This is a genomic window from Desulfosarcina sp. BuS5 (assembly GCF_028752835.1).
GTDB lineage: Bacteria > Desulfobacterota > Desulfobacteria > Desulfobacterales > BuS5 > BuS5.
Window position 1 is genome coordinate 2,992,789 of the sequence record NZ_CP087952.1, and the last position, 20,278, is coordinate 3,013,066.

The following is a 20,278-nucleotide window of genomic DNA, read 5'->3' on the forward strand; positions in this document are numbered from 1 at the left end:
AATGAAGGATACCCATGACTCTTTATAAAATTAAAGAATCCCTGGATCAGCGAGAAACCGAAAAACTTTCTAAAGCAGCGGCATTGAGCGGATCAGGGGTTCGCAGGCTAAACGAACCGTTTATTGATACAGGATATCGTCAGAATTTTTCGGTAGATGTTGACCGTATACTCCATTCACTTGCCTATACACGCTATATCGACAAGACACAGGTTTTCTATCTTATAGAGAATGACCATATTACACATAGAATGCTTCATGTTCAGCTTGTTTCCAAGATCTCCAGGACCATAGGCAGATATCTTGAATTAAACGAAGATCTTATAGAGGCAATTGCCCTGGGGCATGATATCGGCCATACTCCTTTTGGACATGACGGTGAAAATTTTTTATCAAAAATCTGCAAATCATATCATATCGGGCACTTTCTTCACAGTGTTCAGAGTATCCAGTTTCTCGATAAAGTCGAACGTAAAGGAAAGGGGTGGAATCTATGCCTGCAAACCCTTGATGGCATTCTTTGTCATGATGGAGAAATTCACAACCAATCACTTGAACCCAGCGTTAATAAGACCTTTAAAACTTTGGAAGCGGAGATAGATGAAAAAAAAAATAACCCCGCGACACAACTTGTGCCCATGACCATGGAAGGATGCGTTGTAAGGATGGCCGACACCATCAGCTATATCGGCCGTGATATTGAAGACGCCATACGCCTCTCTATTATTAAAAGATCCGACCTCCCCCGGGAAAGCGTTGAGATTCTCGGGGATACCAACGGAACTATTGTATATAATCTTGTATCAGATATAATAATGAACAGCTTTAAAAAAGCTCATCTATCGTTCAGCACAAAAATATCAAATGCCTTGAAAAGACTAAAAACATTTAATATGGAGTATATTTATTTAAATCCCGAAATAAAAAAAAAGAAAGGTTTTATAAAAGAAAGTTTTAAAATTCTTTTTGAAAGATATATTGAGGATCTTGAAAACGAAAACAGAACCTCGGTAATCTTTACAGGTTTTTTAGAAGATATGTCCGATGGTTATATTGATAGTCATAACTATGCCGAGATAGTAAGAGATTTTATTGCCGGTATGACTGATAAATATTTTCTCAGACACTGCTCTGATTAATCAGCATGCCTTGTCGGGCACAACAAAACATGAAAAATTCACCGCAGAGATCACAGAGAAAAAAATAAAAACATTTGGCGTCTTTCAATGAGGCTTAAAAGTAGTTAACCCTTTTCCTCATATTAGAACCGGTATTTTCACCGCAGAGTACGCAGAAAGCGCAGAGGAACTGCTTAATTTTTAATGTAATATCTCAGCGTTCTCTGCGGTGAAATCCAGTTTTTTATACAAAGTAAATGTAAACTAAACCTGAAGGATGCCAAACATTTGTTAGAGAACTTTCATATAAAATGTACCGAAATCGCACATACAGAAACCTTGTTCAGACTGACAGGCTGATCTCGTTCAAGGCAAATGTGAATGAAACCGACCTGTCAATACATGCGTTGTCACAACTTGAAGATGTTGCAAAAAAATCGATATTGAGGCACAGAGGGTATATTGAAGTTTTTATCAAACAACACCCTGAATTCCTTAACTCCCTGTACCCCTTGCAAATAAACGAGCCCTCCCCTGCTATTATAAGAGATATGGCAAATGCCGGGGCAAATGCCGGAGTCGGCCCCATGGCGGCTGTTGCCGGAGCCATTGCGAAAAATGTCGGTCTTGATCTTTTGTCCTGCTCCGAAGAGATTATAGTTGAAAACGGAGGCGATATTTTTATAAAAACCAACAAGCCGGTCACAGTCGGTATATTTGCCGGAGCTTCGCCTTTAAGTATGCGCATAGGACTACATATCAAAAAAACAGGTAAACCGGTATCGGTCTGTACATCTTCCGGCACTATCGGCCATTCCCTAAGTTTCGGTCAGGCGGATGCAGTATCCGTTTTTTCAGATTCATGTTCTCTTGCAGATGCCGCCGCCACTTCAATAGGCAACCGGATAGGTTCCATAAATGATATAGAAAAAGGAATCGAGTTCGGCAAAACCATTAAAGGTGTCCAGGGACTTATTATTATTGTGAATGATAAAATAGGCATCTGGGGCGACCTGGAAATTGTAAGGATATGAATTACCCTGAAGCAACACCGATGATGCAGCAGTATCTTTCCATTAAGGAAAAATATGCGGATGCCATTCTTTTTTATAGAATGGGCGATTTTTATGAAATGTTCTTTGAGGATGCGGAAAAAGCCTCCCGGATCCTTGAGATTACACTCACTTCAAGAAACAAAAATGCCGAATCCCCTGTTCCCATGTGTGGAGTGCCTTACAAGGCTGCCCAGGCCTATCTAGCACGCTTGATAAATAATGGATATAAAGTTGCCATATGTGATCAAATAGAAAATCCGGCGGATCTGAAAAACGAATCTTCAAAAAGACTGGTCAAGAGAGATGTCGTAAGGGTGGTAACACCAGGCATGATCATGGAAGATGAACTGCTGGACGAAAAAACAAACAATTATATTCTCTCTATTTCCCAAATCGGCAATAACACTGGTATTTCTTATCTTGACATTTCCACCGGAACTTTTCGGATTTCTGAAACTGATAATTTTCCAGCCATTATAGAGGAAATACGGCGCGTGGCTCCAAGTGAAGCCATCCTGCCGGAATATTTACAAAAAGAGACTTTTTTCTCATCCATAACGGATGCTTTACATAAAAAAGCAATTACATTTTTAGACAAAAACGCTTTTGAATACCGAAATTGCCGTGACCGGCTGAATGCCCAGTTCAAAACCATCTCCCTGGAGGGCTTCGGGTGTGCAAACTTAAAAGCAGGCGTCTCCGCCGCCGGAGCTATAATCCATTATGTCTGCGAAACCCAGAAACAGAAAACCGTCCATCTTTCCGGAATAAAAACATACCGGCTGGATAATTTTCTTTTAATTGATGATCTGACCTGTCAAAACCTTGAACTACTTAAAAATCTTAGAACAGGAACAAAAAAAGGGGCGCTTCTGGGGATACTCGACCGTACCAATACCGCCATGGGCGCAAGAATGTTCAAAAACTGGATAAGGTGTCCGCTGCTCGATATAGATCGAATTCGGTTAAGACATGATGCAATTGAAGAAGCAATTGCAAAAAAAAATATTGCCCGCCAAATAAGAGAATGCTTTAAATCGGTTTATGATCTGGAACGTCTCGGCAGTAAGATAGCTATGGGCCGGGCCAATGCCAGAGACCTGACAGCCCTGAAGCGCTCACTAACAAGTCTCCCTGAAATCGGATCTTATCTTTCCGAATTTAATTCCGATGCGTTTCAACCTGATCAAAATTTTCAGTTTGATGAGCTGACCGACCTGCTCGAAAAATCGATCCGGGAAGATGCCCCTCCGGTTATCAATGAAGGCGGTATAATAAAATCAGGTTTCAATGCTGAACTGGATGAACTTATATCCATAAGCCGTGACGGAAAGGGGTGGCTTGCGCAGCTCGAAGTCAAAGAAAAAGCCGCAACCGGGATAAATTCTCTTAAAGTAAAATATAATAAGGTATTCGGATATTTCCTGGAAGTGCCCAAATCCCGTTCTGAATCTGTTCCGGCTCATTATGTAAGGAAACAGACCCTGGTCAATGCGGAAAGATATATTACAGATGAGCTGAAAAAATTTGAATTTAAGGTTATGGGGGCCCAGGAAAAAAGAGCCTCTCTTGAATATAAAATATTTACTGAAATCAGAAAAGAGATCATAAAATATAATAATAAAATTCATGCGGGGGCCCAATTCATAGCTAAACTAGATACTATTTTAACCCTTGCCTTAATTGCTGAAGAGAATGAATATACAAGGCCGGAAATAAATACAACCGGGGATATCATTATTGAAGAAGGCCGGCATCCTGTGGTCGAAAAAATGATTACAGGTGAACGTTTTGTGCCAAACAGTATAAGCATAAATAATAATGACAGTCAGGTACTGATAATAACCGGACCGAACATGGCAGGGAAATCAACAATTCTTCGACAGACCGCTATTATTGTTCTTATGGCGCAAATGGGATCATTTGTTCCTGCCGGAAAAGCCTCCATATGCATAACAGATAAAATCTTTACCAGGATCGGGGCACTGGATAATCTGTCCGCAGGCCAGAGTACATTTATGGTCGAGATGCAGGAGACCGCCAATATTCTCAATAATGCGACATCCCACAGTCTTATAATTATGGATGAGATTGGAAGGGGAACAAGCACTTTTGATGGTCTGAGTATTGCCAGGGCTGTGGCAGAATTCTTGCACGAGATAAAAGATAAAGGCGTTAAAACCCTGTTTGCAACCCATTACCATGAATTAACAGACCTTGAACATACAAAAGCTAAAATAAAAAATTACAACATAGCTGTAAAAGAATGGAATGATGAAATAATTTTTCTGAGAAAACTGGTTGAAGGCGGAACCAACCGAAGTTATGGTATCCAAGTTGCACGTCTGGCCGGAATACCGGAAAAAGTTATTCAACGCGCCAAAGAGATACTTTTCGATATTGAAAACGGCAACAGCAGCCCTGATTCGCAGAAGATCAGCCCGGTCAAGCCAAAAATACGCAGGCAGCTAAGCCTTTTCAAAAAAAGAGAAGACCAAGAAAGAGAGAGAAAAATAATCAAAAAACTGCAGAACCTTGATATATCAGGCACAACTCCCCTGGAAGCGTTGAATTTATTAAACGAACTGCAGGACAAGGCCAAAAAAATACCGGCTGCTTAACCGGATGTTTTAATAGTGCCCTAATGTTCAGGCACTAAATAGAACGGGGCAAAACAAGCTATGCGCAATAAAAAAATTCTACATTCATTTCTCTGTTTTTGTATTTTATCATTTATCATACCGAGTCTCTCATCAGCTTTAACGGCAAGAGACAAATATTATAAAGCCGAGGCCTCTTACAAAAAACTCAGACACAGTCCTAAAAAAATGAAATACAGGGAAAACTGGCTGGCATGCATAAACAAATTTAACGCTGTTTACAGACATAATCCTTCAGGCCCATGGGCTCCTGCCGGACTATATATGAGCGGGCGCCTCTACGCCAAACTCTACAAATATTCGTACAAAAAATCCGACAAAAAAGAAGCAATCGATATTTTTAAACGTATCATTAAACGTTTTCCAAAGAGCAGGTACAGAACCAGGGCCCGATCCGCCATAATCACCCTTACAGGCAAGAGCGCTAAAAAAAAATCATCAGTAAAGAAAACACACAAAAAAAAAAAGCCGTATTCTTCAACAGTCAAAGTTAAAAAAAAAATAAGAGTTAAAAAAAAATCCGGTCTTTCATCAAATTTTTCAAGGGCAACTATAACCGGTCTCCGGTTCTGGTCAAACCGCAGCTATACACGTATCGTTGTTGATGCCGACAAGGAGACAGCTTATATTCACCGGCTCCTTAAAAAAGATCCTTCCATTAAAAAACCTCAACGTCTTTACCTGGATTTGGATAACAGCAGGTTGAAACAAGGTATTGCTCAAACCATACCTATTAATGACAATCTATTAAAAAATGCCAGGGCGGCGCAGCATAGCCACGATTCCGTCAGGGTTGCTATAGATATCAAGTCTTTTAAAACTTACAAAATTTTCAGCCTTAAAAATCCTTTCAGGATCGTTATCGATGTATGGGGCCGGGATATCAACAAAACCTATCCAAAACCATTTCCCGTGCTTGTGAAAAAAAATACCGGGGTTTCTCCCGGCACCCTGGCAAAACAACTGGCACTTGGTGTCAGACGCATAGTAATCGATCCCGGCCATGGTGGCCGTGATTACGGAGCGCCTGGTTATCTGAAGGGAGTCCATGAAAAAAATATTGCTCTTCAGATTGCAAAAAAACTGGGTAAAAAGATAAGGGCCAAACTGCACTGTGAAGTAATTATGACACGGAAAGATGACAGGTATTTGACACTTGAAGAGCGTACAGCCATTGCAAACACCAGGAATGCAGATCTTTTTATCTCCATTCATGCCAATGCCGCAAGAGACAGGAAGGCATACGGGATAGAGACTTATTTTCTTAATCTGGCGACAGATGAAGATGCAATTTTAGTAGCAGCGCGTGAAAATGCAACTTCCGTAAAAAATATAAGCGACCTGGAAACAATATTAAGCGATCTCATGCAAAACGCCAAGATTAATGAATCGAGCCGGCTTGCAACCTATGTACAGAAAACGATTTATAAAAATATGAAAAGAAAATACAGCAAAATCAAAAATAAAGGGGTGAAACAAGCGCCCTTTTACGTGCTTCTGGGCGCACAGATGCCTGCGATTTTAATTGAAACATCTTTTATCAGCAGCCCGAGGGAGTGCAAAAGATTAAAAAGTGCAAAATATCAGGAGAATCTATGCGATGCCATAGTCGACGGAATCAAAAAATATATACACGAAACAAATCCCACCGCGTTTCTTAGAAAAAATCCGAACTTGTCGTGAAAAGAACCCAGGGGCGTTGCCCCGGGTTGGTGTGCATTTCCTAAACCAAATTTGAAGGATGCCCAAATTTCTAACCGGCATTTACTGAGGTAAAATATGCTAAAAAATGAAATTTTAAAATAATAGATAAATATTATCCACGTCGAATTATCAAACCGGCGACTCAATTTTTTTTAGAGGAAGTATTCGATGAAATACAGGACAATTCAGGAAGCTAAGATAGCTATATTGAAAAGTGGGGAAAACTGGCGAATTCCATTTATGGAATTTGTCGATGATTTACGTCGTACACGTGATCATAGTCTAATAAAGAAGCCTTTCTCATTAAGTAATGAAAATGTCGATTCACTATTAGCTTCAACAACAGAGTATTTATGTGATGAAATGGGAATTGAAACGCCGAATTGGATATGGAAAGTTCCATCTTGCAAAGAACCCTGGTTTGTTTCCGGATATGATAATTTAAAAGCAATATCAATAGCAGAAAGTCCTGTATTTTTTCGCAGAAGAAAAATATTTGTATTGCAAAATTTTCTTTCACGAGTATGAGGAACGGCGCTATTCCAGGTAAGAAATGTTTATATAGATTGTCACATAAATTATTTCACTGCGTTATCGGTCGTTGGAGTATTACAATACGCCTTCCTCCCTCTGGCCTTGTGAAATTTATTATCTGACAATCCATAGACTTTAAAATCTATATAGACATTCCCCTCTTGATGGTGAATGCATGCATAACCCCATGACAGCGGCAGGCCGTGCTCAACAGGCAGGGTGTATCAGCATGTTTTATTTTTTCCAGAGCTTCATAAAGATCTTCAGGCATATAACCACCGACTCCCGGAGATAATTGCCGGCTTTGAACCACAACTGAACAAAAATTATTATAACTGATAGACGCCAGCTTTTCATGCAGTATTCCCAGACGTGGTTTGCCGGTATAAGTGCATATTTTCGCCGGTTCCGGACAATTATCCGGGCATATAAAATCCGCAAAACTGATATATAAAGCGCCGCCCTTTCCTCTTAAAGGATTAGGAAGAGTCGCCGCCAGTTCTTCGGGGATGTCCACAGGCATAACAGAATATTCTCCGGAAAGTTGAATCCGGATCCATTCATAAGCCACATGAACCGGGATTACAGGAATGATCCAGTCGGGAAAACCATCTCGCTTTAAATGGTCGGCCATATACTTTATTCCTTCCATGCATACAGTATTGAATGAAAGGTTTGAAACCCGGCGGCATACCTCGATATTTTTATCAATAATTGTTATATCCGCGCCGGGATATTTTTTTACTGCAGCTTCAGCCGATTTTATACCGAATTTACCGCCGCCGATTATCCAGAAACTTGTCATTTGCTACTCCATCCGCCTTTATATCGGCCTATGTATTCAGTAATCAAGCCGGCATTCTTTGCAGCCATTAACTGTCTCCTATCGGCAGTGACAAAAAGTTCTGCCTGCCATTCTAATGCGCAGGCAACATGCAGGGAATCCATTGCGCGCAGGAGATTTGTCTCAAGGAGTTTTACTGAACAAGAAATTACAGATGGAGTTACCTGAAGCACTGTTGCATCATGAACATCATCCATTAATTGTTTTTTCGCTTTTCGATAATAATGTGGCGACAAAATTTGTTCCCGCAATCTTCGGTTCAGCCCGGAAATGATTTCAGGCACCAAAATAACGCAGAGAGCCAACTATGAAGCATTCTTCAGAAGTTGATCGACAATATCGCTGCCATGTTCAAGCACATATCTTTTGGCAAAGGCGGAAGAATCAACCAGAAGTTTCATATTTCAGACTCACGCTCTTCTAAAATAGCTGATGACAGCTCGCTCCCATCTATTTGCAAATGAATACCAGATTTTTTCCAGGATGGTGCCCGTCCGGACCGGTCGAAGAATGGAACTACCTCTGCAACAGGCTTCCCACGTCGTAAAAGTACAAGGGTTTCCCCATGTTCCACCTCGGTTATAAAAATAGATACTTTTTTTCTGAAATCTGTGAATGTAACTGTTTTCATAGAATGATCTCCTCAACTGTACATCAAAATGTGCATCCAAAAAGACAGATTGTCAAGATATAATGTTATATTTTTGGAAAAAATCTCTCAACCCGGGTATTATTCTTGTTCATAAACGTATCATCTGATATTAAAAAGATTATGCAAAATTCCGAAAAAGAATCATCATTAATTCTTGCATCAAAATCTCCCCGCCGCAGGGAACTTTTAATAAAGGCCGGCCTGACTTTTACTGTAATTCCGAGTTCTTTTGATGAGAGCTCGATATCTGTCTCATCACCTGAAAAATACGTAAAATTTCTTGCAGAAAGTAAAGCATCCGATGTATCAGAAAAATATCCTGAACAATGGGTCATTGGAGCCGATACCATTGTTAAGGCCGGGGATAATATTCTCGGAAAACCGAAATCCGGCCGGGATGCTTTTCGCATGTTAACGCAGTTAAGCGGCCGTTTCCATCATGTCATTACCGGATATTCCATATGCTGTAAAAAAAACGGGTATAGTTTTACAGATAGCGTAACAACAGAGGTTATTTTCAAAAACCTGACCAAAAACGAAATAGATTGGTATATCGGCACACAAGAACCTTTTGACAAAGCCGGCGCATATGCAATTCAGGGGCTCGCCTCCCGCTTTGTTAAACTTATCAAAGGTTCCTACACAAATGTTGTCGGCCTGCCTGTGTACGATGTTATTGAAGCACTAAAGGCTCAGCAGGCTCGCTATAATTGTTTGTATAACAGTCTAAATGAGGTATAAAAATGTTCAGAAAACTAACTGCCATTATTGAAAAGGAAGGGGATGGGTATGTTGCTCTTTGTCCGGAAGTTGATGTTGCAAGCCAAGGCGAAACTGTTGGAAAGGCAAGGATGAATCTAAAAGAAGCATTGGAATTATTTTTTGAAATGGCCTCACCGGAAGAAATTAAATCTCGCTTACACGATGAGGTCTATGTCACTCACGTGGAGATAGCAGTTGGGTAAACTTAATGTTCTACCGGGTAAGGAAGTTTGTCGGATACTCCGGAAACACGGATTTCAGAAAGTTAGAAGAAAAGGAAGTCATGTTGTAATGCAGAAGCAAATCATCGGGAGTACAATCACCGTAGTAGTTCCAGATCATAAGGAAATTCGTATGGGAACATTGAAGTCTATAATCCGTCAATCTGGTATTAATCGAGCAAATTTTGAATAAAAAAACCGAACCCTGTGATAAAGCGAGAAAATATTTTGAAAACAAGATTGAACAGCATTAAAAAAAAAATAACAGACGCGGCAGTCTCATGCGGTCGCGATCCGGCGGATATCCGCCTTGTAGCGGTCAGCAAAAGAATACCTGAAAATAAAATCAGAGAGGCTATTGAAGCCGGAGCTGATATTCTTGGAGAAAATTTTATCCAGGAGGCTCGTGAAAAAACAGATCACCTGTCATCCTGTAATGTATCGTGGCATTTTATAGGCCACCTTCAATCGAACAAATCCAAATATGCCGTCAGGATGTTTGATTTTATCCATACTGTGGATTCAATTAAACTTGCGCTGGAAATAAATAAGCGGGCTGAAAAAATCAATAAAATTCAGAATATTCTGATACAGGTAAATATCAGCGGTGAATTATCCAAATCCGGAGTCGAACCGGAAAAAATAATGGATCTACTGAAGGAGATAAGCCGCTTAAAGAATATATCCGTCAAAGGTCTTATGACCATGCCTCCTTATTTCAGTAATCCTGAAAAGGCGCGCCCCTTTTTTGCATCCTTACGAAAACTGCGGGAAGCGATAAAAAAGGAGGATATACCCGGTATTTTCATGGAAGAACTTTCCATGGGGATGACCGGAGATTTTGAAGCTGCAATAGAAGAAGGGGCAACCCTTGTAAGGATTGGAACTGCAATTTTCGGGAAAAGAGTTTGAAGATACTGCTTCATATATGCTGCGCGCCCTGTTCAATATATCCGGTTAAAATCCTCAGGAGGGAGGGCCTGGAGGTTTTCGGTTTTTTCTATAACCATAACATCCATCCTTATTCCGAATGTGTCAAAAGGAGGGAGACTCTTGCAGATTATGCAGACTCGATTAATCTGCGGGTAATCTATCAAAAAGAGTATAATCTTGAAGAATTCATCAGAAATGTGGTCTTCCGGGAAGCAGACAGATGTTCTTACTGTTACCATGACCGCCTGAGATCTGCGGCGCTGATTGCGAAACGAGGCAAGTTTGATTATTTCTCTTCAACCTTGCTCTATAGTAAATTTCAAAAACACAAGATGATACAATCAATCGGGCAATCGATAGGAAAATCACTCGGAGTTCCATTCTTATATCTTGATTTCCGTAAGGGATGGAAAGAAGGAATCGAAGAATCGAAGTGTCTCGGATTATACAGGCAGCAGTACTGCGGATGTATATACAGTGAAAAAGAAAGGTTTTATAGACTTTCACATAAATAATTTCACTGCATTATCAGTCGTCGGAGTATTACAATACGCCTTCCTCCCTCTATCCTTGTGAAATTAATTATCTGAAAGTCTATATTAATCATCGAGAACTTCCCTTATTTTTTGAGAAAGCTGTTTCAAACCAAATGGCTTCTGAATAAATCCGTTGCATCCCCGGTTCATAATTTTATCAACCTTGCCGTTTGCACTGTATCCGCTGGAGAGGATTACTTTTATTCCAGGGGATATATTCCTGAGCGCATCGAATACAGCGCCGCCATTCATATCCGGCATCACCATATCGAGGATAACCAGGTCGGGCTTGACGCTGCCGGCTGCCACCTCATTCTCATTGCTGTCCTCACTATCCTCACTATGTGAGTGATTCATTATCTCAATAACCTCTCTCCCGCTGCCGGCAGTTATAACCGAATATCCCAAATATTCCAGGATCTCCCGGCCTACTTCGATAATCATATTTTCGTCATCAACAAGAAGAACAGTTTCGTCAGCCTTGACAATATCTTCGGAAACCACACTTTCTTCTTTAACCTTGTTCTTCGATACAGGCAGGTATATCTGAAACGCAGAGCCTTCACCAGGAGCACTCTTAACATCGATAAAGCCGTTGTGATTTTTAACTATTCCATAAGCAGAGGCAAGCCCGAGGCCGGATCCACTGCCGACCTCTCTAGTGGTAAAAAAAGGATCAAAGATCCTCTCCAGGGTCTCAGCATCCATTCCCACTCCGGTATCTTTAACCGTCACACAGGCATATCTTCCGGGATCGACCTTAAAAGGAAAGTTATGATTATCTTTCACTACGACATTTCCTGTCTTTATATAGAGTTTTCCGCATCCCGGCATGGCATGTGAGGAATTTATATAAAGATTCAGCACTACCTGCTCTATCTGTCCCTGATCGACCTCTACCGGCCAAAGCTCCGGATCATAATTTCCAATAACCGTAATTTCCTTCCTGGTAGGGCTGAACAGATCAACCTGCTTTTTTATGAGTCTGTTGAGATTTGTCGTCTTGACCTCATATTTTCCGCCCCTTGAATATTCCAGAAGCTGCCGGGTCAGCTTGGCGCCGTTACTGATGTATTCTTCAATATTTTTAAGTTTCAGGTAGTTGCTGTCTTCCGGGTTTAAATTCAGAAGCGCAAGGGAAACATTCCCCTGTATTCCCATGAGAAGGTTATTAAAATCATGGGCAATGCCACCTGAAAGGGTTCCCACAGCTTCCATTTTCTGGGAATACCTCAGTTGTTCTTCTATTTTTTTATGCTCGGTTACGTCGTTCAGGATGACTATTGTTGTATTATTTTCATAATCCTCTACAGGGAGGATATTTATCTCAACCTGATTGCCGTTTAACGGGACTATAAAATAGTCCGGGTCTTCATGCAAATCGGATTTGCTCTTTCTATCGGATTTGCTCTCTCTGAGGATTCCTATTATTTTATCCTGGTGTTCTTTTTGAAACAGTTCTATAAAATTTAAACTCAGCAGCTTCTCTTCCGGAATACATGCTAACGAAATTGCAACCGGATTAACAAAAATAATCCTTTCATCTACTGATAGCTCTATAACCCCCTCTGACAGGTACCGCAGAATTCTCTTATAATGTCTTCCGGACTGGAGCAGTTCTTTTGAAATTTGGCGCATAGTCATATTTTCATACCCTAAAGTCTTATTTAATAAACCCCTGGACGCCCCAAAATCCGGCGAATTTAACAAATCGCTTATATGATTCCTCATTATCTGCACAGGACCTTTGGCAATACAGGCATTTGCTCCAAGACTGATAAAATCAAGATCATCCTCAGCCGCAACCGCTGAAAGAATTACGATAAACACAGATTTCATCTCAGGCATATTGCGAATAATGCGACATAACTTTTTCCCGCCGATTCTAGGCATTATAAGATCAATAAAAATTATGTCCGGCAGACAAGACTCTAAAACATCGAGCGCAGCAAGTCCGTCTTCGGCAGTGATAACATCATGCCCCATACCTTCAAGCAGTTTTGTCATAAACTGCAACATTACTGGATGATTATCCACAACCAAAATTTTTTTCATTTCTTTTTCACTGCATACTGTTTTTGAACTTGCTTCCATCATCATCCATACCACCAATCTTCATTCTTAAGGAACGAGGACGAAATATAATTTATAAACCCGGTCATTTGACCATGTTTCTGCCTTCGTTCTTGGCCTGATACATGTATTGATCCGCCACGTTGATCAACTCTTCATATCCACACACTTCATAACCTGTTTCGTGGTTAAATTCAGAAACCCCGAAAGAAGCTGTAATGGATATAGTCTCTTCCATCGTTTTAACCACCATAGCTTCTACTTTTTTGCGGAGCCTCTCTGCAATAAAGTAAGCCCCGTGAATATCTGTTTCAGGAAGTACGACTATAAACTCTTCACCTCCATATCTCCCGATCCAATCCATATTCATCCGGATCGCATTCGAAATTATACGGACCAATTCTTTAAGAACCTGATCGCCGACGTTGTGGCCGAAAGTATCATTGATTCTTTTAAAATGATCAATATCACAAAAAATAAGAGACAGAGGTTTATTATATCTGATGGCTCTCTTTAATTCTTTAGGAAGGTGTTGGGAAATGAATGCGCGGTTATAGCTTCCGGTCAGTGAATCTTTTATGGACAATTTCCTTATCTCTTCATTGGCCTTTTTTAAAGATTCCTCCAGCCTCAGAAAGCGTATACCTGTGTTCAGCCGCGCGATTAGTTCAGCAGGATTATACGGCTTGCTTATATAATCATCGGCCCCGGCCTCAAGACCAGTCACAACCTTTTGTTTCTCATTGTTGGCGGTAACAAGAATAATATAAACATAACTCTGACGATCCACCGCTCTAATTGCCCTGCATAGTTCCTGGCCGTTCATTTCAGGCATCATCCAGTCTGTAATAATGATCGGGCAAAATTTATTATTGAATTTTTCCATGGCAACGCGGCCGTTTTCAGCAATTATTACTTTATGGCCTTCCTGAACAAGAATCTTTTCGAGCATTTTTCCGGAAACAGGATTATCTTCGGCTATAAGAATAGAAAAATTTTGATACAAAATTACCTCTGCTATCTATCGATAAAATTTCGCTGCGGCTTGTTTAAAGTATAAATCAGTAAACACTGGCATTATTTTATCTATCGGCATTTTAGAAAAAAAACTTTAAAAACTTTAAAAAACTTTAAAAAGCTTACTGCAATTTATATGCCGCCTTTAAATCACCTAAAAAATACAATAATTGGATTGATTCATTCCCGTTTTATTGTTAAAAATTTCATGATGATAAAAACTCGCAATGGCTAATTTATTTAAAAATGAGGTAAAACATGAAAAAAAGAAAACTCGGCCGGGGTGTGGCCGTAATAGGGGCCGGAATGACAAAATTCGGCATGTACAAAAACAAAGACTCAAAAGATCTTTTTACCGAAGCCTTTAATGAAACAATTGCATCGGTGGACAAAGGTTTCGATCCCAATGAAATAGAAGCGTTGTATCTTGGAAATTTCTCCAATGATTTTTTCGTGCATCAAGCACACTGGGCGCCGATGATATCGGATCTGATCGGCCTATCTCCGAAACCTGCCACCCGAACCGAAGGAGCATGCGCGTCAAGCGCGCTTGCATTCAGAGAAGGCGTTTTTGCAATAGCTTCAGGGTTCTATGATATTGTGCTGGTAGGCGGAGTTGAAGATATGTCAAAAGTTTCTACTGAAGAGGTTGCCGAAGGTCTGGCCCTGGCGACAGTTCCATATGAAGGGAGGGTCGGTTTTACTTTCCCTGGTGTTTTCGGCGTTATAGCAACAGCCTATTTTGCAAAATATGGCGCCTCCCATAGAGATCTTATGAATGTAACTATTAAAAGCCACAACAATGCGCCTTTTAATCCCAAGGCCCAGATACCATTTACAATCCGGGATATGATGAATGCAAAAATTGAACGCGCCAAAGCAAAAGGAAGGCCCGCGCCTCAATGGAAGGATGAGATAGAGTTCCTGTCCGATCTTTCTGCAAATCCTCCAGTTGCTTGGCCGATGCACCTTTATGACTGCTGCCCTATAAGCGACGGCGCAAGTTGTATGATCCTTGCCGCCGAAGAGATTGCAGGAAACTTTACAGACAAGCCACTTAAAGTAATCGGTATCGGCCAGGGAAGTGGAAGGGGTTTTCATTCCGCGAAGTCGCTGACATCATTCGAAGCTACCCAAAATGCCGCAAAAGAGGCTTACGGCATGTCCGGGCTTAAACCTGAAGATATTCAATTTTCCGAAGTGCACGACTGTTTCTCCATCGCAGAAATTATTCATACTGAAGACCTCGGCTTCTTCAAAAAAGGGGAAGGCTACAAAGCCGTAAGGGATGGCCTGACAAGATTGGACGGCCCCATACCGATCAACACTTCCGGCGGCCTGAAGAGCAAGGGGCATCCGGTTGGCGCTACAGGTACATCTCAACTCGTCGAAGTTTGGAAGCAATTAAGAAATGAGGCTGGAGAAAGACAGGTCAAGAAAAAAAATCTACGGATCGGAGCGGCTCATAACCTGGGAGGCACCGGAGGCACCTGCACATTCACTATCCTGGAAAGGAGATAGATAATGGAAAAAAAAATCTTCAGCGATATAGAATATAACAAATATCTTAATAAAAAAAAACTTATGGGATCAAAATGTAAAAAATGCGGTTCTCTATTTACTCCCCCGAGGCCAATCTGCATCGACTGCTACGGCACGGATATGGAGTGGGTAGAAATGAAAGGCACCGGTAAACTGGCTGCCTTTACATGTATTTCAATCGGGCCTCCTTTTATGATCGAAGAAGGATTTGACAGAAAACATCCTTATTGTGTCGGCGTGGTCGAGCTGGACGAGGGGACTAAAGTCGACGCCCGGATTGAGGGGATTGACCCGGCCAGGCCGGAAACCATTAAAGTGGGAATGCCCCTTGCGGTCAAGTACCTTCACAGGAAAAAAAAAGGAGAAAAGCTTACATATCTGGCATTTGAACCGGTTTAGGGAATGATAGGGCGGATATGGAATCCGCCCCTACAACCCGTATTTCTCTATCTTCCTGTATACTGTTGTAGTATTTATTCCAAGAAGCCTGGCAGCCTTTGTACGGTTGCCGCCGGTAATATTCAATATATGCCCTATATGTTCTTTTTCCAGTTCGGCAAGAGTAAGCACTTTATCATTAACCCGTTTAAAAGGTTTCATATCAGATGCCAGGCTTCCGGCTGAAGATAGAGTCAATGAATCACTTTTTTCAAGCAGCACCGCTCCCGCTATAATGTTTTCGAGTTCCCTTACATTTCCTGGAAACTGGTATTCAATCAGAGCTTCCGCCAAATCTTTGGCAATTGAATCGATCTTCTTATTATTTTTTTCCGCATAAATCTTGAGAAAGTGTTGAGCTAAAGGAATAATATCGTTTTTTCTATCCTTTAAATGAGGAATTTTTATATTGTACATGTTAAGTCGGTAGAAGAGATCTGCACGAAAATTACCCTTTTTGATTTCTTTATCTATATCCCTGTTGGTGGCTGATAATATACGTACATCCACATTTCTTACTTCAGTGCTTCCCAAACGGTATAACTCCTGTTCCTCAATTACCCTGAGGAGTTTTCCCTGGAGAGAGAGATCGAGTTCGGCAATTTCATCCAGAAAAAGTGTTCCGCAGTCAGCCTGTTCAAAAAATCCTTTTTTTTCAACCATAGCATCTGTATAAGCGCCTTTAGCATGGCCGAAGAATTCATCTTCAAAAAGTGCTTTACTAAAGGCCGCCATATTGACGGCCAGAAAAGGGGCCTGCTTACGATTGCTCAATTTATGAATTACACGCGCCACCATCTCCTTGCCTGTTCCGGATTCACCTGTAATCACAACGCTGTAATCCGTGGCGGCAACAGCCTCTACCTGGCGGAAGACAAGGGCCATAGCCTCATCTTCAGCAATAATCTCTTTAAATGCCTTTGGATTATCCAGATCCGAAAAGAGCTGTTTTCTCTCATAGAGTGACAAACCGAATCTTAGATTGTATCTTTCCATGGCACGATTAATTACTATTGCAAGCTGTTCTGTGTTAAGCGGCTTGACAAGATAATCATAAGCCCCCTTTCTCATGGCCTCGACAGTGGAAGCAACATCATCTACGGCGGTAACTATTACGCACGCAGTTTCCGGAAACTCTTTTTTTATTTGCTGTAGAAGATCCATCCCGGAAAGATGCGGCATCATCAAATCGAGCAGCACAACAGGGAAACGGTGCTTACCCAGCAGATCAATAACAAGCCTGGAATCGGAGAGAAGCGCCGGTTCAGGCATCCCCAGACTGACAATGGAGGCTTTGATGCTTAAAAGAAGGCCTGGGTCGTCATCGACAACCAGTAGTTGCGGGTTATTATCAGGTATTGACTCCATATATTACGGCCTATCTATAGGTGTTTAGATAAATAATTTCAATGCGTTATATTATAATTTTTCATGTTTATCCGGTTCAGGAATTAACCAGATAATCCACCTCTTGAAGGAATTTTTGTATTTTAAAAGGTTTGCAATGAATATTGGCAAAGCCTAATCTAAAGACCTGATCGAGTTTAGGATGATCCCGGTTTCCTGTTGTAATCATTACCTTGAGATCAGCAAGCGCAGGATCCTTTTTTATGGCACGGCAAACTCCAAGCCCGTCCATTTCCGGCATAAAAATATCGAGTATAAGCAGATCAGGCCGGTATGTTCCAAGTTTTATACAGGCTTCCAGGCCATTATGAGCATCATCCACGAAATAAGAACGTTGATTGGTAAGGGCATCTCTTAACATATTCCGAATCATTTCATCGTCATCTACAATGAGAATTCTGGCGGCTTTTTCTTTTATTTTTGTCGGCAAGCAGATTGTAAAAATAGTTCCTTCTCCCTGCTCGCTCTGAAAGGTTATCTCACCGCCATGGGCCTTCACAAAACTGTGGGATATAGAAAGTCCGAGGCCGGTGCCTCCTTTCATTTGCTTGTCTGTGACAAAAGGATCAAAAATTTTATTGGAAATGGATGGAGATACGCCTATACCGTTATCAGATATCTTGATATAAACCCGTCCGTCCTTGTGCTGAACCCCGGTTGAAATCTTGATAAGGCCGGGTATATTCTTATAGCTTATAGCCTGTACTGCGTTTAAAAGTATATTCAGGACGACCTGTTCAATATGCCCCGAATCTCCTTCTATTAAAGGAAGAGCAGGGGATAGGTTCTGTTCTATATCAATACGAAAATCGTTTATACTAGTTTGGGCAAATTTTATGGCATTAATAACGGCAGTATTAATCTGGATAGGCTTTTTATCGAAAATATAGGACTGTCTGGCAAATTTCTTCAGATCATTGACAATGTTGGCTACCCTCTTGGCCGCCATGTTAACATCGGAAATAAGCTGAATTAAATGATCCTTGAGAAAAGCATATTGCAAACCACCATATTTACGGTAAGGTTCTTTATCTGCAACCTCCTTCAAAACAGGCAGAAAATCTATCCATATTTTCTCAAAGAGGGGCATGTTAAATATAATAAGATTAATCGGATTATTAATCTCATGCGCCATCCCCGCCACCAGAGTCCCAAGAGACTCCATTTTACTTGCCTCTCGGAGTTCTTCTTGACTTTTAAGAAGCGCCTCTTCCGCGCATTTACGTGCGGCAATCTCACGGTTCAAATCTATGTTTGTTTCCATAAGTTATTTAATCAGCCATCACTTAACAGCTAAAACACATTTTTATAACACCTGCCATATTTTTGACAAACCGTCAATATTCCTGCTCGGAATATATAATTTTTTTTAAATTAATTCGCAATTTTGATCTTTGGTTGAGCTAATTTCATATAAAATCATTCATAATGAACATTATTTTTTTAATGGAAATATCAAAATCAAGGGCTTTTGATCACTCCTTAAATATATATTGGCTCAAAATATGCATTACCTCGTTAAAAATAAAACAACCAAATCTGTTTTAAAAAAATTCCAAACCCCTTTGAATAAAAATGAATATACTGGTTATCGATGACAACCCGGCAACTCTGCGTCAGCATAAGCTCAATATAAAAAACTGGGGGCACAATGTATCTTCAAGCGATAATTGGTTGCAAGCATGCTCAATGCTTGAATCCACAACAATAGACATTATCATATGCGACTTAGAGATGCCGGAAATGGACAGCCTCGACTTTGGCAGAATGATTCGCTCAAAAGATTTTAATCAATATATTTACTTCATCATTATAAGCCACGGGAATAATCATGAGGCAATTATTCAGGCTACAGAAGCAGGCGCAGATGATTATCTTGTCAAGCCTGTCTGCTACGATGAACTACGGTCACGCATAGATATAGGCTCCCGAATCGTAAATTTTGAAAAAGAAGCTATCTGTAAAGATGAGGAGCTTGAAAAAAATTACTACCAAACCTTGCGAACATTTACAAGCCTTATTGAGGTGTTTAGCAAAGATCTGGGCGGACACTGTCGAAGAGTCGCAGGACTTTCTTTAATACTTGCAACAAAATATACTAAAATACCGATGGAGGAATATCGGGTAATTGAGGCCGCCGCCCTGCTCCACGATATAGGTATGATTGGTCTTCCAAATAAAATTTTTTCAAGCAAAAGAACCGAATTAAAAGGCGAAGAAAAAAATCAGTACCTTTCACATCCGGAGCGGGGAGAGCTCATTCTGCAAGAAATTGAATTCCTGCATCCTGCGGCAAAGATTGTAAGAGCCCATCACGAACAGTATAATGGGAAAGGTTTTCCTGATGGTCTCCAGGGAGATGAACTTCCTCTTCATGCTCAGATTGTATCTGCCGCATCCATATATGATAATATTGTAAACAGGGGAGCTATCAGTCTTGGAGATATTCCCGGCATGCTTCACAGGCTGAGCAGTTATCAGCTTGATCCGGAGATAGTAAATTATCTTCTTGAAATCAATATGGAGAATATTCAGGAGGAAAACAGAAAGGATTACCTGGAAATCAGCCTGGATGATTTAAAAAAAGGGATGGTGCTTACCCGGGATGTGCGCATGAAAACCGGGGCCATCATAATGCCGGCAAATACGGAACTTACTCTTTATAACATTGAAAAACTCCAGACATATCGTGCTTTGAAGCATTTTGAACAGAATGTTTTTATTCTCAAGAGCGGCCTGCGGCCTGTATGAGTGCTTCGCTTGAGGATGATATAAGCAGCGT

The 20,278-nt window shown here is 40.8% G+C and carries 20 protein-coding genes; 13 read left to right on the forward strand and 7 right to left on the reverse strand.

All coding sequences use genetic code 11. The annotated features are described in order from the left end of the window. Positions 1–14 precede the first annotated feature (14 nt). The 5 genes from BuS5_RS14675 to BuS5_RS14695 all read left to right on the forward strand — a co-directional run bounded on the left by BuS5_RS14675 (position 15) and on the right by BuS5_RS14695 (position 7,065). The gene (locus tag BuS5_RS14675; protein WP_027352899.1) at positions 15–1,139 is read left to right on the forward strand and encodes a deoxyguanosinetriphosphate triphosphohydrolase family protein; all 1,125 of its coding nucleotides are present in this window, start codon (positions 15–17) and stop codon (positions 1,137–1,139) included. A gap of 290 nt (positions 1,140–1,429) precedes the next feature. Further along, on the forward strand, positions 1,430–2,152 hold the full coding sequence (locus tag BuS5_RS14680; RefSeq protein WP_027352900.1) for a UPF0280 family protein: 723 nt from the start codon (positions 1,430–1,432) through the stop codon (positions 2,150–2,152). Further along, positions 2,149–4,794 (forward strand): DNA mismatch repair protein MutS, encoded by a 2,646-nt coding sequence (gene mutS, locus BuS5_RS14685; RefSeq protein ID WP_027352901.1) that lies wholly within the window; start codon positions 2,149–2,151, stop codon positions 4,792–4,794. The genes BuS5_RS14680 and mutS overlap by 4 nt, the downstream gene beginning before the upstream one ends. A 60-nt stretch (positions 4,795–4,854) precedes the next feature. Continuing rightward, a complete protein-coding gene (locus BuS5_RS14690) occupies positions 4,855–6,516 on the forward strand; it encodes an N-acetylmuramoyl-L-alanine amidase (protein ID WP_051374551.1) in 1,662 nt (553 codons plus the stop codon). Positions 6,517–6,705: 189 nt separating this feature from the next. Continuing rightward, a complete protein-coding gene (locus BuS5_RS14695) occupies positions 6,706–7,065 on the forward strand; it encodes a hypothetical protein (protein ID WP_027352902.1) in 360 nt (119 codons plus the stop codon). Between the two features lie 148 nt (positions 7,066–7,213). Here the strand turns inward: BuS5_RS14695 and BuS5_RS14700 are convergent, their stop codons facing one another. From BuS5_RS14700 to BuS5_RS14710, 3 genes are all read right to left on the reverse strand, one after another. Then, on the reverse strand, positions 7,214–7,876 hold the full coding sequence (locus tag BuS5_RS14700; protein WP_027352903.1) for a hypothetical protein: 663 nt from the start codon (positions 7,874–7,876) through the stop codon (positions 7,214–7,216). Then, complete coding sequence (locus BuS5_RS14705; RefSeq protein WP_232223001.1) at positions 7,873–8,199, reverse strand: type II toxin-antitoxin system VapC family toxin; 327 nt, start codon at positions 8,197–8,199, stop codon at positions 7,873–7,875. Before BuS5_RS14705 ends, BuS5_RS14700 begins: the two co-directional genes overlap by 4 nt. A 113-nt stretch (positions 8,200–8,312) precedes the next feature. Further along, a complete protein-coding gene (locus tag BuS5_RS14710; RefSeq protein ID WP_027352904.1) occupies positions 8,313–8,546 on the reverse strand; it encodes a type II toxin-antitoxin system Phd/YefM family antitoxin in 234 nt (77 codons plus the stop codon). Positions 8,547–8,651: 105 nt separating this feature from the next. Here BuS5_RS14710 and BuS5_RS14715 point away from each other — a divergent pair, with 105 nt between their 5' ends. The 5 genes from BuS5_RS14715 to BuS5_RS14735 are packed head-to-tail and all read left to right on the forward strand — an operon-like array spanning position 8,652 to position 10,998. Further along, the gene (locus BuS5_RS14715) at positions 8,652–9,308 is read left to right on the forward strand and encodes a Maf family protein (protein ID WP_274427771.1); all 657 of its coding nucleotides are present in this window, start codon (positions 8,652–8,654) and stop codon (positions 9,306–9,308) included. Between the two features lie 2 nt (positions 9,309–9,310). Next, entirely contained in the window at positions 9,311–9,532 is a 222-nt protein-coding gene (locus BuS5_RS14720; protein WP_027352905.1) for a type II toxin-antitoxin system HicB family antitoxin, read from the forward strand. Beyond that, positions 9,525–9,743: a type II toxin-antitoxin system HicA family toxin gene (locus BuS5_RS14725; RefSeq protein ID WP_027352906.1), complete on the forward strand. Its 219-nt coding sequence runs from the start codon at positions 9,525–9,527 to the stop codon at positions 9,741–9,743. Before BuS5_RS14720 ends, BuS5_RS14725 begins: the two co-directional genes overlap by 8 nt. A 35-nt stretch (positions 9,744–9,778) precedes the next feature. After that, complete coding sequence (locus BuS5_RS14730; protein ID WP_035264282.1) at positions 9,779–10,462, forward strand: YggS family pyridoxal phosphate-dependent enzyme; 684 nt, start codon at positions 9,779–9,781, stop codon at positions 10,460–10,462. Next, positions 10,459–10,998, forward strand: coding sequence for an epoxyqueuosine reductase QueH (locus BuS5_RS14735; protein ID WP_027352908.1), 540 nt, complete (start codon positions 10,459–10,461; stop codon positions 10,996–10,998). Before BuS5_RS14730 ends, BuS5_RS14735 begins: the two co-directional genes overlap by 4 nt. A gap of 84 nt (positions 10,999–11,082) precedes the next feature. Here BuS5_RS14735 and BuS5_RS14740 read toward each other — a convergent pair whose 3' ends face one another. Together BuS5_RS14740 and BuS5_RS14745 are read right to left on the reverse strand one after the other, a co-directional pair. Then, positions 11,083–13,119, reverse strand: a complete 2,037-nt coding sequence (locus tag BuS5_RS14740; protein WP_051374552.1) for an ATP-binding response regulator — start codon at positions 13,117–13,119, stop codon at positions 11,083–11,085. Positions 13,120–13,177: 58 nt separating this feature from the next. Then, positions 13,178–14,098, reverse strand: a complete 921-nt coding sequence (locus tag BuS5_RS14745) for a diguanylate cyclase (RefSeq protein WP_157487303.1) — start codon at positions 14,096–14,098, stop codon at positions 13,178–13,180. Between the two features lie 269 nt (positions 14,099–14,367). On the opposite strand from BuS5_RS14745, the gene BuS5_RS14750 reads away from it, so the two are divergent. Together BuS5_RS14750 and BuS5_RS14755 are read left to right on the forward strand one after the other, a co-directional pair. Further along, the gene (locus tag BuS5_RS14750; RefSeq protein WP_027352910.1) at positions 14,368–15,630 is read left to right on the forward strand and encodes a thiolase C-terminal domain-containing protein; all 1,263 of its coding nucleotides are present in this window, start codon (positions 14,368–14,370) and stop codon (positions 15,628–15,630) included. A gap of 3 nt (positions 15,631–15,633) precedes the next feature. Continuing rightward, positions 15,634–16,050, forward strand: a complete 417-nt coding sequence (locus BuS5_RS14755; protein WP_051374553.1) for a Zn-ribbon domain-containing OB-fold protein — start codon at positions 15,634–15,636, stop codon at positions 16,048–16,050. A 30-nt stretch (positions 16,051–16,080) separates the two neighbouring features. Here the strand turns inward: BuS5_RS14755 and BuS5_RS14760 are convergent, their stop codons facing one another. Beyond that, positions 16,081–17,457, reverse strand: coding sequence for a sigma-54-dependent transcriptional regulator (locus tag BuS5_RS14760; RefSeq protein WP_027352911.1), 1,377 nt, complete (start codon positions 17,455–17,457; stop codon positions 16,081–16,083). 76 nt (positions 17,458–17,533) lie between these two features. Beyond that, on the reverse strand, positions 17,534–18,760 hold the full coding sequence (locus tag BuS5_RS14765; protein ID WP_027352912.1) for an ATP-binding protein: 1,227 nt from the start codon (positions 18,758–18,760) through the stop codon (positions 17,534–17,536). Positions 18,761–19,071: 311 nt separating this feature from the next. Here BuS5_RS14765 and BuS5_RS14770 point away from each other — a divergent pair, with 311 nt between their 5' ends. Further along, on the forward strand, positions 19,072–20,247 hold the full coding sequence (locus tag BuS5_RS14770; protein ID WP_027352913.1) for a response regulator: 1,176 nt from the start codon (positions 19,072–19,074) through the stop codon (positions 20,245–20,247). Positions 20,248–20,278 lie beyond the last annotated feature (31 nt).